Origin of the sequence: Bacillus silvicola (assembly GCF_050524305.1) — a bacterium.
Classification (GTDB): Bacteria; Bacillota; Bacilli; order Bacillales; family Bacillaceae_G; genus Bacillus_A; species Bacillus_A cereus_AT.
Map to the genome: position 1 here is coordinate 48,189 of NZ_JBNGVC010000017.1, position 12,965 is coordinate 61,153.

A 12,965-nucleotide genomic window follows, 5' to 3' on the forward strand; every position below is an offset into this window, starting at 1 on the left:
ACAAATGATAGTACAAGCAGGATTCAGATACTTACTGCTTCGTTGTACAAAACCAACATCTCTGGCAAGATCCCGTAAGGTATTTGGAGATAAAAAACTTTGAATCTCTTGAGCAAATAGTTGTAATTCGTCAGACACAGAAACAGACATAAAAAACGCCATCCTTTCCTATGATTCTACAGAAAGAATAGCGCATTTTTTCATTTTAGGGTGGCATTTCTTTTTATTAGTTTGATAGCGAGGTGACGATACCCCTTTATTATTTTTCAGACTTCGCTTGTTCTAAAATGTATGCTTCTTCTTGTTCCGGTGTCGCTAATTTGTATGCTTTACCAGTGCTGTTATTGTCCCATTCCCATAATAAATTATGCTCCTCAACCGATTGAGAGAAATCGCCTTCATACCAACGAACCAACATCTTAAGGTACTGTTCTTTATGTTGTAAGGTTCCACTATTACTTTCATCAATCGCTCGACGTACTTTTTCGATATTTTCTGGAGTCATTTTGATAAATCCTTGCTTTTCGTGAGATAATACTTTTTGATGAGTCATTTTGTGCATTGCATTGATTATATGACGATCAGAGTTGAGGTCAAGTATTACCTCTTCCCCTTTAATTCTCTCAGTCTGCTTTTCCTTAACGTCTGAACCTGCATACGTACCGACTTTGTAACCAGTAAAAATACCAACTGCTATAGCAATAACTAAGGTTGATGTGATTTTAATCCACTTTTTCAAACCTCTTTCCCCCCTTTTATTGAAGTGTACCATAAAAGAAGAACTGTATACCCCTATCTATCTGTGAGGTCTACATAACGCATCATTATCAGTAGTCAATGATGCATGAAATTGTCGTTCTGGGGGTAATTAAAAATCTTAGCTTGATAGCGATGTGGCGGTACCCCTACAAAGACTTTTTTATTTAGTTCTTTTTGTTTGGGGAACTGTATCAACCTACAAATTAATTAAATAAAGAATTTCTGTACAAAACATGAAATTGTGTCTAAACGTACAATTTTCTTTTTTTGATATGGTGACCCCTAGTAACTTTTCATACTGATTATTCCTTTCTTCATGCTGTAATACTTAATAGACAACCTAAGTAATAAAATTATTCCACATTTACAAAAAAAATAATTAACTATAAGATGAAATAGGCTACATAAGGGAGGGTTATATGTTACATACAAAAAAATGGAGATTTTTAGCGGTTCTTTCTATTGTAGGTTTGATTTTACTAATTTTATTAAAAATCAACTTCATTTCAATTACTATCGCAACTTCTTCAGCTGAAAGAGGAAAAATTTTTGATCAAAACGGTGTAATACTAGCTACAAATAAGAAAGTTAAGTCTCTATATTGCACTTCTAATGATGAAGAGCTATCGAATCAAGATATATCAAACACATTAGCTTTTTTCAATCAATTTTCAAGCGAGTTTCAACATGACATTTCTGCAGAGGACATGAAATCACAATTACAACAATCTTGTAAAAAGCAGACTATGAATGATATACCGTTATACTCTGACATAAATGAGAGTGAACTTACATTCATAAACAAGAACAAACCCAATAATGTAATAATCAAAGATGAATGGATTCGATATTATCCAAAGCACGAAATTGCTTCACAAGTAATTGGGTATGTAGAAAATGACCTTAATTCTAAGTATGTACCTGTTGGTAAAAGTGGGATTGAGCTTCAATATGAAAATGATTTAAAAGGAAAACCAGAAAAAACTCTGATTTTTAAAATGAATAATAAAAAGTTCTTATGGAACATTCAAAAAGTACAAAAAGGAAAAGATGTCCGGCTAGCTTTAGATTCTAAGCTGCAGCAAAAAACAGAGGAAGCATTAAGATCTCAACTTAAGAAAATACCTGATGCTAATGCTGGTTATGCTGTAGTGACCGATGTAAAAACTGGTGCAATTTTAACTATGGCCAACTCAGCAGTTTTTGATCCAAATACATTACATACACATGTATCATCTAAAAAAGAAAACATCAAATCATTGTCGCAAAATAAAGCAATTCAAAAATTAAAGTATGGTGAATCTTATGTAAATATGGCCTCTACTATAAAGCCCCTTATTATTTTAATTGGATTAAACGAAAAGCTTTTTCAACCTGAAGATACTTATTTAGATAAAGGTACTTTTCAGTATGATAATCAAAATAACATTACGAATGCACCTGGAACGCCAACAGGTGAGATCACACCGAGTCAGGCTATCATTAATTCATCTAACACATTTATGACAGCAAAAGTAGCGCTACCCTTATTCAACCAAAATAATGGGAATATAGAAAAAGTAGCAAATATATGGACAGATTATTTAATGCAATTCGGCCTTCGTTCTAAAACTGGGATCGATTTACCCTTTGAAGAAGACGGAAAATATGAATTTCATCCATCTAATAAGTTTGAAAATGGAATCTCCGCTTTATTAAATGCTTCTTGGGGAGGAAATGAAGTGCACACTCCACTTCAGCTTGCCCAATATGCAGCAACTTTTGCAAGTAAAGGTGATAAATATAAACCTCAAATCGTAAGTGCCATTATTGATCATGACGGTAATGATTCAAAAAAGTTTAAACCAATCTTAGAAAGTTCTAATCGATATCCGATGAAATTTTGGAGCGTCGTGCAAGGTGGGATGAGTCACAATATAGAGGAGATTAAAAACTTGCCCTTTGATGTCGCAGGTAAAACGGGTATAACAGGTTCACCGAATGAGCAAGAAAGAGTGATAAATCATTCTCTTTTCATTGCATATGCTCCTGCCAAAGATCCACAAATCGCCATTTCTGTTGTTATTCCTGGTGGTAATTCAGAAAAGAATAGTGCCGCTCTTGTTACAGCAGAAATTTTAGATTCCTGGGATACTCTTCAAAAAGAGAATAAAAATAAAGAGGAAGGTTCATTAAAGTGAACCTTCCTCTTTTACCATATAGATTCTATATTCGTTATTTTCCATATACCTTCATGATTCTTTTCGAACATGAAAGAATATTTAATATCAGTTAAAACATACTTTTTTTGTACATATCCAGTAGTATCACCGTTAATAGTCGATATTTTTATATATCCATCATTTTGCAATTTTTCCGGGATCCAAGCTTTTACCATATCATTAGATACTTCATACAAAACTTGTGATTCTAGTTTTGGTTCAGCTAAAATTTTCGTTTTGTTTCCAGTAACAGTTGCATATATAAAGTGTTCTTGATTTGATTGATTACTTTCTGTCGATCCACTTGGCACTTTGTAAACTTTCTTCGTATCATTCACAAATTCTCCCCCCATTGTAAGAGCGACTTGCAACTCATGAAAAATATCATCATCAATCTGTAATTCATCCTTCTTATACATAATCCCTTTAAATAGAACTTCATCATTTAACGCTCTATAAAGGTCATTTTCATTTTTTGAATTTGTACTTCGATATAAATCATTCATAAATTGTTTTAGTGAGGGATCTTGATCAGATTCATCTTTTGTTTTCGACTTAATTTGAGTACTACTTTGTACCGGTGATTTATTATCATCAAACCAAGGTTGCTGAACAATAAAAAATAACATTGTACAAACCAAAACAACTACAATAGGCAATACTGTTTTACGAAATGGTCTCTTAAATGTTGCAGAATCTACTTCACTATTTTGGTCTATCGATTGCTTTATTTTATAAATAAATTCTTCTTCATCTTTACGATTCTCCATTGGACCGTTTTTTAATTTGCTATACCAATCAGGATTTTTTTTACTGTTCATCACTTCTATCCTCCCCTATTAGTTTTGAAACCTTACTTCTCGCTCGGCTTAATCTAGATTTGACTGTTCCAATTGATACATCTAATGTTTCAGCCATTTCTTCATAAGATAATTCATATTTCGCGTCCAATATAATTATTTCACGATGTTTTTTAGGTAATTTTAATACAACATCCCACACTTCATTCATTTCCTCTTGATTAAAAAATTCTCGTTCTGCCGATGGAGATTGCTTATCGTCACTAAAAAATCCCACTAAAGATATCCTTTTAAAATAAGAGGATTTCAAATAGTTTATTGCCGTATTTCTTGTAATTTTTAATATCCACGTTTTAATAGATGACTCCTTTCGAAACGAATGCCAATGTTTAAAAACCTTTATAAAGACATCTTGTGTGATGTCATCTGATAAGTGTGGATCTTTCGTAATAATAAATGAATAATTCCATACATCTTGCCAATAGTCTTTTATAACATAGTCAAGCTCATCATGATTACATTTTTTAATAAACTTCTGTTCCATTTCCACACCTCAAATTTATTTGAATAAACATAAAACTGCCCTCACTTTTAATATGGTTTCAATATATAGACATGATACAAGTCTCATTTGTTCCATAGTTCTTTTTTCTATATAACTGCTCTTTCTGGGGTACCGCCACATCGCTATCAAGCTAAGCTCATACAACGTCAATTATAGTAGAGAATGTTTCTTTTTTCTAAAGGTTATGTGTAAGAAATTTAAAGATTTGCATACGAAATAAACCCTAACGGGTTTCATTTTTTGAATTAAGCCGCTTGATTATCAGACATGGTACAATTGTAAACGACACCTAATATATCAAAGACTGTTTTCTTCTCATATCGATGAGATTTTCTCCCGTTTTGCTGTAGGAGGTTGAACAAGCGGATGAGAATCTTTGATAGCTCTTGGGTGTCTTTCTGTATGGCTTGATAAATAAGAGGAAAATAATCTTTAATCATATATATGGCCTTATATTCACTCAGCTCTCGCTTCTTTTTCATAAGAAGTAATTGTCGCATTTGAAACATGGTAGAAGAACAGAGTAGAATGGCAATCAGTTGCCCATACAAATGGCATTTCAATCGTTCTCGTTTTATCTTTTTACACTGATGAATATGAAAGAATGATTTCCACGTTTTAAATAAAATCTCGATTTGCCAACGTAAAGAATACCAATCATGTACCTGGCCCATCGAGACAATATCTGTAGGGGTATTTGTCATATATACATTGATACCGCTAAGTCGTTTACTACGAGGAGAATACTTCATTCCTTTCTTTTTTTCTCTTATAGTTTGATCTTGTAATCGTTTTTGTTGCTGTTGTTTTGTTAGTCGGTGAACAATTACACGAGCTGGCACTTTATCAATCATTCCTACATAAGCATCAGCTATTTCACATGTTTGTCCTGGTTGAAGGGAGCTCATTAACGTCTCCATATCTATCTGTATATACTCTGTACCTTTCTTAATTCTTCCGTCTTGAAAATAATCAGGGTTAGGATTTTTTTGATACATACGTGTATTCGACTTGATACGAGAGATATAGTAGGCCTCTTTATCTTGTATATATTGAAGGTCTTTTAAATGAAAATAACCTAAATCTCGGATACATAAATCATTCGCTGTCACAGTTAGGGCACATAGAGAGCCGTAAGTACGATCATGTTGTTTACCTGGACCTGTATGAATATGTAGGAACTGTCCACTTAACAAATCATACTCAAGTTGAATTTTTATCCCCGCTGTATGGCTGCATCCTCCTGCACCTGGATAAACCGATGAAAATACATCCGGGAGTTGAAATGCAGTTGAATCTAAAATACGAACACGCTTAAAAACAGAAGTGTATGGAGAAGAAATCGGCATAAATGCGGCCAATTTTTTGCTTAGTAGTTCGGCTAGTAGGTGTTGTAAAAGTTGGACGGCCGCCTTATTAAATCGTTGATTCAGTCCCTCAGGACTGATGAGTACTTCTGTTGATGCTTCTAAACAGCTAGATAACTGAGTTAAAGAAGTCATAGCTACATTTTGGCTCACCCATACACATAAAGCGACTAAATCTTTTGCTTGGTATTTACTGGTTCGTTGCACGAAACCAACATCTCTAGCAAAATCTTGTAAGATATTTGGAGATAAAAAACTTTGAATCTCTTGAGCAAATAGTTGTAATTCTTCAGACACAGAAACAGACATAAAAAACGCCATCCTTTCCTATGATTCTACAGAAAGAATAGCGTATTTTTTCATTTTAGGGAGGATTTTGTTTTATTAGCCTAATAGCATTGGGTTGCCACCAGAATTCCCAAAATACCAAAATCATTTTTTAGAGTAACTTAGGGTTTTTGAACCAGAAAGGTATATATTTAACTATAAAAACTATGACAAAATTTATCCAGTTTTCCTTTTTGCCTACTTGCTAAATTCAGCAAGTAAAATATTTTTAAAAGGTTCAGGACTATCAGCTTTAAGGATGTTCAAATTGACGGCTAGCGTATGCCTGCCTCCAGGTGTACCTCCAGCAAAAGTACCAAACCCTGGAATGCCACCTGAGTGTCCCCATATCGAGACACCGTTTGGAAGAATAATTTTGAAAATTCCAAGCCCGGAATCGCCAAGTTCATCTATTCCTGTAGGGACTGTTGTAAGCATTTGCTTTAGTTGCTGTTCTTTCAGTAATTTACCCCCAAGTAAATAAGAGAAGAATTTGTTTAAATCATCAGCCGTAGAAATCATATCTCCGGCCGAGCTCCCCATACTTGGGTTATAATAAGTAACATCTTTTGGCTCACTTGCTCCGTCTAATTGGATATATCCACGGGCATGGTTGGTTCCTGGAATGACGCTTGAATTTCCAGGTAAGAATGTATTCGCTAATTCAAGTGGTTCAATGATTCGATTTTCAATCTCTTCCGCATAGCTGTTCCCAGTTACTTTTTCAATAAGAATTCCTAGTAATACATATCCTGTATTTGAATACGACCAGCTCTTTCCTGGAGCAAAATCTGGAGGCATGGATATTCCCATCTTTACTAATTCTTCAGTAGTATAAGATTTTTTTGTATCCATGATATTAAAATCCTTTGACATTGTGTAATTAGCGATACCACTTGTGTGGTTCAATAATTGCCGGATAGTAATCTGTTTATCATCATACCCGTTTCCTTGAATGACACCAGGAAACCATTTTTCAATAGAGTCGTCTAGATTCAAGCGGTTCTCTTCGGCTAATTGAAATACAACTGTTGCGGTGAACGTCTTCGTCACGCTGCCGATGCGAAAGCGGAAATCTGTTTCCATTGGTTTCTTGGTTCTCAGGTCAGCTACTCCGGCCGTATAACTCCACGTTTTCCCATCCTCGGAAGTTTTAGCAAGTATCCCCGGGATTCCAAATTTCAAGATATCACGCATTGCTTGTTTGACGGAATTACGATCTCGTTGAGTGCTTGTGTGTGACAAACTAGATACATTTTCAGTGGGCTCTGCTTTTACAAATGTAATTTGATTACGTGTTTTCATAAGGTATTCCTCTCCTCTATTCATATTGTATGAGTGGTTGCTTGCTTGTTGTTTCGTATTAATTACACAGCTATCATCACCATCAATGACAAAAGGACAACATGGAATTCGTAATTATCTTCATAATGATTATTTTTGTCCTAACAAACGGTGAATCCCTCTTTTTTTACAAGTATGTTAACCCCAGAAATTACTTCTTTTCCTTAGAACACTCTTATGACTAGTTTGTTTTTCACATAAATATATCTTATCTAATCCCCCCTTTCACTCTTCTTTATATTTTTATCCTTCACAATAAAAATTTCTTTTTTCTTATCCATTCCTTACAAATTTCTTATGAAAAAGCTTATTTATCGTTTTGGAGGTGACCTGTTTTTAGGTTGATGGCAATGGGGGCACCATATCAAAAAAAGAAAACTGTAAGTTTGGACACGATTTGGAAACACCTTATCCGGTTCCCTGTACATAAGAATCCCTTATTTCACCGAAACAAGTAAGAGTATTTCATTCACTTACATAAGGTATTAAAAGAGAAAATCTAAAATAATTTAAAAAGTCCCTTTTTTAGATTTTCTAACTAAGCTATTAGACCTTTTTTGTTCACCCTTAGTTAATCCATACGTAACTATTACTAGACTTAAAAAAGTGTTGGCAACTATATTAGCGATTAATAAAATTACAGGGAATTTTATATTAGGCTCCCAATACTGATTAATCAAACTGATTGTAACTCCTGTAAATATCAAATGAATTATTAATGTTATTGCTTTTAATGATATTTTATTAAATTTAACAAAGAGCACAGCAAGTGGTACTAATAAAATAATACTTATATATGAGATAATTGCTAACCAACTAGCTAAAGCTGTATCATAACCCTGTATTAATGTTGGCCATATTTTCAAAAACATTTTTAAGATAAACATGTAAAAACTTAAATAAAACACAAGTCCAATTATATTTAATATTAATCTCTCACCAACTAGTAGAAATATATTTTAATTGCTCCTTTTTCAATTCAAATAATACTTCACCCATGAGTACTATAACTAGAATACTCATCATTACATACAACTGAGTACCAGGAATATTCCCTCTAAAAATTTCTATTAATTCACCTAACATAAAAGCTCACCTCTATTAGAAATAGTGTTTTCCATCAAAAATCTTTTTTTATTTGTTGTAATAAACTAAATATCTCATCTACTATGAATTCTAATTCTGTAAATTGCCCTATATTTCTTAGCATCCCTTTGATAATTATGATATCTGGGTTACTCTTAGATAATTCATCGTTAATAAACATTAAAGAAGCATTGACTTCTTGTTTTTCTTCTTGAGTAAAATAAATGTTATGGATTAATTGATTGATTGCATTCAATCGTTCCTTAATTTTATTTGTATATATAAGCTCCTCTCTAATCTCCTTATTTTTCATGTAATTTTCACTAAGAATCGGGGATATATGCTTATTTTTAAATCCCTTTAAGATACAGGATATGGTTTGTGTAATAAAATTAACTAATTCCTCAACTGATATATCCGCTCCATCTAATATCACAACTGCTGAGTATTCCTCAATTAGACTATTCAATATAACGGCCTCATCTAGTACACAATTTTCCAGTTCTTCTCCTCCGACATACTTCATTAGTTGCTGAAACTTAATATAAATTTCCCTGCGTTTTTCTTGAATAAATTCCATAATTTGTGGATCATTAATATTTTGTTCTTTCATTTGCATTTTAAGGAAATTTTCATGCTCAAATGCGACACTTAGATAATTATTTAAAACTTTGTTTAATTTCATTAGTCGTTCCTCAAAAGATTCATTATTACTTATAGCGCTAACATCTAAACTATTGTATAAGCAGTCTAAATAATAACTATATATAGAAATTAAAATACTCTTTTTGGAAGTAAAATGAGCATATAACGTCCCCTTAGCAACTCCGGCGTGATTTGCAATCTCTTGCACATTAGTAGCATGAAAACCCTTTTCTGCAAATAATTTCAAAGCAGATATTATGATTTTTTCTTTCAAAGCTAGCACCTCTTTCTGACTTTTCAAAAACTGTCCCTACCTCAAAATAAAATTGAACTGAACTGTTCAGTCTATTAAATCCCATTTTATACCTTTCTAATTGAAATCTCAATGAATTTTCTTTAAATTTAAAAAATATTTATTTATCATAAAGATTCTAGTATTTTAAGTTTATTCATGATATATAATTAGAAGATTCCACTTCACTCATCACAGAAAAAATAATAATGGACCGAATGAATGGATTTAGAATATAAAACAACTAGTTTATCCCACTAAGATATAACCAGTTATTTTAACGATTAAAATTATTTAAGAGCACATTTCTTATATGTCTCTAAAAGGTACTAATATCTCTGCAAAATAAATTACTTAACCTTCTATTATGGTTTTATTCAAATCTTATTTATTGTTGATTAAATTCAAGGCCTCATATGCATCTACCGTACCCCTTCCTGAAAATTTTTCTTTTCTATTTGTTCCAGATTTTAAGGTAGTTTGATACATAATATTTTGAATTTCATTAATAGACAAGTTTTTTAATTTTTCCTCTTTATACTCTGTTAATATAAGAGCCGCAACCGCTGATACAGTAGGAGTAGATAGGCTCGTACCATAAGAAAATTCATAGCCACGTGGAAAATCACCATTTTCAGCAATATAATTTGGGAGATAAGTAGGATAGGTTGTTAATAGGGGTACCGCCACATTGCCATCAAGCTAAGATTTTAAAGTACCCCCTAAATGAAAATTTTGTGTTTTTTGTAGGACAGAAGTTCATTTTTATCGTTTTTGGGAAAAATGTGTTTCTTAACTTGATAGCGATGTGGCGAGACCCCTAATATGATTCTATTTTAGATTTTCTCATTAGCTGATAAATTAAAAGATCTAGCTCCTGGCTAACGTGAATTACTTTCTTGTGACTAAACCCGTATTTTATAACCATCTGTTTATAATATAGGTAATGCAATCAGAACAATATTTGAAGAAAGGTTACCAAAAGAAGGGTGTTCAAAAATTTAATAAAAATTTAAAGTTTATCCTACTTTTTATTTTAATAATTCCTTCTATCCTATACGTTATATGTACAATTCTCCCACTACACTAGTATAGTGGCCTTTATTAACAGTAAAATCTACAATTTATAAGGAGAAGACTTTATGAGTAAGAGAATAAAAGAATTAGATTCAATACGAGGGTTAGCGGTAATTTGTATATTTAGGAGAAATTTCATATAGTATCTACTTGTGTCATTTTCCAATCATGATGGTACTATTTAAACTTTTGTATGCAAAGATACCTATTCTGTTCCTTCTTACTTTATGTATAACTATGACAATACTTTGTTCTATATTTTCGTATCATTTAATTGAAAAGAAGTGTATTAATTGGGCGAAACAAAGAACAACAAAGTTTCAAAAAAAGTATAATACATGGCGGAATCTTATTTCTTTAGTAAATATAAGAATCCCAAGTTGTTAGAAAGCAATAACAGGATATGCAAGATTTATCAATGGATTAGGCGAAAATTTTAAAGTAGGTGTAAAATGAATTTTATTAATGAACTAGAAAAGAAATTTACTAAACGACAAGTTATATTACTTATATTAATAATAGGATATTATTCTCTTTTAATAATGGCTACCACATTTGGTCGTTCAGCTGGGAATATCTTTGTAAGAACAATTGATTTCGATGTACTAAGCCAATATCAACAAGCATGGAATCAATTTTCATTTAATTCTTTTTTTCATATCATTGTTAATATAGGTATGCTGTTTCCGTTAGGGATTTTATTACCTTTATTTAGTGAAGTTTTTTTAAAAGCAAAATGGATGTTAATCAGTTCAATTACAACATCTTTATTTATTGAAACTCTTCAATTTATAACACTTCGTGGAAGTGCGGAACTAGACGATTTACTTCATAATACTATAGGAATGATGCTTGGGTATTGTATATTAAATATAATTCTTATTTTTATTAAAAAAAAAGAATCACACACACAAATAGTCAAATATTTAATCTTACCTACTGCAGTAAGCTTCGTCGCACTTGGAATAATTATTTCGTATCAAATGAAGGAATTTGGTAATATGCCATTTGATCCTTACAGAAAAACAGATATGTCTCATGTCACTATAAAAACATCACTAGAGTTAAGTAATGAAGGTAAAAAAATGCCTGTTTACGATTCTAAAGGTGAAAGAGTGCGAGATGTCGAAATTATTTCTCCAAAAGAAGCATTTCAAAAGCTGAAACAAGGAGACATTTATCCTATGGGAACTTTCGAAGCGGGTGAAGAATTTGAAGGTGAGACATTAGTCATTACAGAGTATAATTTGGAGCACGTCACTGATACAAAAGGTTTTTCTCAACCGGTATATATTTTTCGTGTACAGTTAAAAGATCATGACATAGTTATTACGGTTCCACCTATTTCCGCGAGAAAATAATGTGAATTTTCTTATTTTATATATGATCAATAGGTGGTTCTGTTGCAAAGTTTGAAAAAAACATAAACAGGTTGATAAATGTGAACTGCAGAAGACAAAATGAATGCAGTCATACATTATTAAAATGGAAATGAAAGTATAGAAGACATTGCGAAATCACTAGGAGAGAATCACGAAATGGTCCGCATGTGGATAAAAAAATTTGAATATCATGGAATCCAATGGCAGATACAGGATACGGAGAAGGTCAAGTATTAATGACGCCTCTTCATTTAGCATTACCTATGCGGGGTCACCATATCAAAAAAAGAAAATTGTACGTTTAGACACAAAACAACCGGTACCTTGTATGTTAAGGAACCGGTTATTGATGTTACAAATCTATTGCTGATTTTTTTCGTAATGAACGTAATTTATGTGTATATTGGCATACCTGATAATACAATGATTCTCTCTATTTTATAGAACCTGTTCTATGGGCGGACCATACGCTTGCTTAAACTAGAGGCTACAAACCGCTCACTAGTAATCTATTCGTATCGGAGTGCTTCAATTGGATCTAATTTTGCAGCTTTGTTTGCTGGAATTAATCCGAAAATAATACCAAGTGTCATAGAGAGCAATACGCCACCAACGACAACTTCCCATGAAACAAGCGGTGGCCATTTTGCAAACGTAGAAACAATATATGCGCCACCATAACCCAGCCCAATTTCAATTAAACCACCAAGAAGCGTTAGCATAACTGCTTCAATTAAGAATTGTAATAAATTAATAAAATGAATTTTAAAACTACTTAAAATTCTCTTTATACTCATGAAGAAAAGCATTTAATATTTTAGGCTCTTTCCCAATTAATTCTTTCACAGTGTCTGTTGGATTTTCCTGAATTTCCACAATGTGATTTGCCAACCAAATGGGCATTTGATCATAGTGAATTAAATTCCTCCGTAAGTCCACAGAATCCATATTAATATAGGTAATGGTGCGATTGAGTATAATGGACAGTTCACTTGCTATATCTGGGTAACTAAAAATTTCTGCCCCTGTGAGAGTATATATTCCCCCTGATTTCTCCCTGTTAATCAAAACTTCCACTGCAGCATCCGCAATATCCCGACAGTCAATAAAAGATGAATGT

The 12,965-nt window shown here is 32.6% G+C and carries 13 protein-coding genes and 4 pseudogenes; 4 read left to right on the plus strand and 13 right to left on the minus strand.

Features of this window, described 5'->3' with window-relative positions; all coding sequences use genetic code 11:
* Together ACP6L7_RS31710 and ACP6L7_RS31715 are read right to left on the minus strand one after the other, a co-directional pair.
* Positions 1–150: pseudogene (locus tag ACP6L7_RS31710) on the minus strand (IS4 family transposase); the annotation flags it as partial.
* Between the two features lie 109 nt (positions 151–259).
* A complete protein-coding gene (locus tag ACP6L7_RS31715; protein WP_097832520.1) occupies positions 260–739 on the minus strand; it encodes a PRK06770 family protein in 480 nt (159 codons plus the stop codon).
* Positions 740–905: 166 nt separating this feature from the next.
* Here ACP6L7_RS31715 and ACP6L7_RS31720 point away from each other — a divergent pair.
* Both ACP6L7_RS31720 and ACP6L7_RS31725 read left to right on the plus strand, forming a co-directional pair.
* Positions 906–974 (plus strand): annotated as a pseudogene (locus ACP6L7_RS31720) (DUF998 domain-containing protein); the annotation flags it as partial.
* A 204-nt stretch (positions 975–1,178) separates the two neighbouring features.
* Positions 1,179–2,939 carry a peptidoglycan D,D-transpeptidase FtsI family protein gene (locus ACP6L7_RS31725; protein WP_098362072.1) on the plus strand — a complete coding sequence of 587 codons (1,761 nt, stop codon included), beginning with the start codon at positions 1,179–1,181 and terminating at the stop codon, positions 2,937–2,939.
* Positions 2,940–2,950: 11 nt separating this feature from the next.
* On the opposite strand, the gene ACP6L7_RS31730 is transcribed toward ACP6L7_RS31725, so the two are convergent.
* The 9 genes from ACP6L7_RS31730 to ACP6L7_RS31770 all read right to left on the minus strand — a co-directional run bounded on the left by ACP6L7_RS31730 (position 2,951) and on the right by ACP6L7_RS31770 (position 10,314).
* Positions 2,951–3,781 carry an SH3 domain-containing protein gene (locus ACP6L7_RS31730; RefSeq protein WP_430529662.1) on the minus strand — a complete coding sequence of 277 codons (831 nt, stop codon included), beginning with the start codon at positions 3,779–3,781 and terminating at the stop codon, positions 2,951–2,953.
* On the minus strand, positions 3,771–4,304 hold the full coding sequence (locus ACP6L7_RS31735) for an RNA polymerase sigma factor (protein WP_071745738.1): 534 nt from the start codon (positions 4,302–4,304) through the stop codon (positions 3,771–3,773). The genes ACP6L7_RS31730 and ACP6L7_RS31735 overlap by 11 nt, the downstream gene beginning before the upstream one ends.
* A 266-nt stretch (positions 4,305–4,570) precedes the next feature.
* Positions 4,571–6,001, minus strand: a complete 1,431-nt coding sequence (locus ACP6L7_RS31740) for an IS4 family transposase (RefSeq protein ID WP_430529663.1) — start codon at positions 5,999–6,001, stop codon at positions 4,571–4,573.
* Positions 6,002–6,217: 216 nt separating this feature from the next.
* A complete protein-coding gene (locus ACP6L7_RS31745; protein WP_097832303.1) occupies positions 6,218–7,324 on the minus strand; it encodes a serine hydrolase domain-containing protein in 1,107 nt (368 codons plus the stop codon).
* A 548-nt stretch (positions 7,325–7,872) separates the two neighbouring features.
* Positions 7,873–8,250 (minus strand): hypothetical protein, encoded by a 378-nt coding sequence (locus tag ACP6L7_RS31750; protein ID WP_141533291.1) that lies wholly within the window; start codon positions 8,248–8,250, stop codon positions 7,873–7,875.
* A 49-nt stretch (positions 8,251–8,299) separates the two neighbouring features.
* Positions 8,300–8,449 (minus strand): hypothetical protein, encoded by a 150-nt coding sequence (locus ACP6L7_RS31755; protein WP_170960999.1) that lies wholly within the window; start codon positions 8,447–8,449, stop codon positions 8,300–8,302.
* A 34-nt stretch (positions 8,450–8,483) separates the two neighbouring features.
* The gene (locus ACP6L7_RS31760) at positions 8,484–9,368 is read right to left on the minus strand and encodes a TetR/AcrR family transcriptional regulator (protein WP_170960998.1); all 885 of its coding nucleotides are present in this window, start codon (positions 9,366–9,368) and stop codon (positions 8,484–8,486) included.
* A gap of 402 nt (positions 9,369–9,770) precedes the next feature.
* Complete coding sequence (locus tag ACP6L7_RS31765) at positions 9,771–10,076, minus strand: S8 family serine peptidase (RefSeq protein WP_097832300.1); 306 nt, start codon at positions 10,074–10,076, stop codon at positions 9,771–9,773.
* 130 nt (positions 10,077–10,206) lie between these two features.
* Positions 10,207–10,314, minus strand: coding sequence for an aspartyl-phosphate phosphatase Spo0E family protein (locus ACP6L7_RS31770; RefSeq protein WP_141533294.1), 108 nt, complete (start codon positions 10,312–10,314; stop codon positions 10,207–10,209).
* 263 nt (positions 10,315–10,577) lie between these two features.
* Here ACP6L7_RS31770 and ACP6L7_RS31775 point away from each other — a divergent pair.
* Together ACP6L7_RS31775 and ACP6L7_RS31780 are read left to right on the plus strand one after the other, a co-directional pair.
* A pseudogene (locus ACP6L7_RS31775) lies at positions 10,578–10,850 on the plus strand (acyltransferase family protein); the annotation flags it as partial.
* A 65-nt stretch (positions 10,851–10,915) separates the two neighbouring features.
* A complete protein-coding gene (locus ACP6L7_RS31780; RefSeq protein ID WP_097832298.1) occupies positions 10,916–11,824 on the plus strand; it encodes a VanZ family protein in 909 nt (302 codons plus the stop codon).
* 530 nt (positions 11,825–12,354) lie between these two features.
* On the opposite strand, the pseudogene ACP6L7_RS31785 reads toward ACP6L7_RS31780, so the two are convergent.
* Both ACP6L7_RS31785 and ACP6L7_RS31790 read right to left on the minus strand, forming a co-directional pair.
* Positions 12,355–12,594, minus strand: a pseudogene (locus tag ACP6L7_RS31785) (ABC transporter permease); the annotation flags it as partial.
* Between the two features lie 22 nt (positions 12,595–12,616).
* Positions 12,617–12,922: a Rossmann-fold NAD(P)-binding domain-containing protein gene (locus tag ACP6L7_RS31790; RefSeq protein ID WP_240523176.1), complete on the minus strand. Its 306-nt coding sequence runs from the start codon at positions 12,920–12,922 to the stop codon at positions 12,617–12,619.
* Positions 12,923–12,965: the final 43 nt, after the last annotated feature.

Excerpts from the sequence above, each read along its gene's own strand:
- ACP6L7_RS31725 (WP_098362072.1), top strand. The coding sequence starts at position 1,179 with ATGTTACATACAAAAAAATGGAGATTTTTAGCGGTTCTTTCTATTGTA.
- ACP6L7_RS31730 (WP_430529662.1), bottom strand. The coding sequence starts at position 3,781 with ATGAACAGTAAAAAAAATCCTGATTGGTATAGCAAATTAAAAAACGGT.
- ACP6L7_RS31735 (WP_071745738.1), bottom strand. The coding sequence starts at position 4,304 with ATGGAACAGAAGTTTATTAAAAAATGTAATCATGATGAGCTTGACTAT.
- ACP6L7_RS31740 (WP_430529663.1), bottom strand. The coding sequence starts at position 6,001 with ATGTCTGTTTCTGTGTCTGAAGAATTACAACTATTTGCTCAAGAGATT.
- ACP6L7_RS31745 (WP_097832303.1), bottom strand. The coding sequence starts at position 7,324 with ATGAAAACACGTAATCAAATTACATTTGTAAAAGCAGAGCCCACTGAA.
- ACP6L7_RS31750 (WP_141533291.1), bottom strand. The coding sequence starts at position 8,250 with ATGTTTATCTTAAAAATGTTTTTGAAAATATGGCCAACATTAATACAG.
- ACP6L7_RS31755 (WP_170960999.1), bottom strand. The coding sequence starts at position 8,449 with ATGTTAGGTGAATTAATAGAAATTTTTAGAGGGAATATTCCTGGTACT.
- ACP6L7_RS31770 (WP_141533294.1), bottom strand. The coding sequence starts at position 10,314 with ATGGTTATAAAATACGGGTTTAGTCACAAGAAAGTAATTCACGTTAGC.
- ACP6L7_RS31780 (WP_097832298.1), top strand. The coding sequence starts at position 10,916 with ATGAATTTTATTAATGAACTAGAAAAGAAATTTACTAAACGACAAGTT.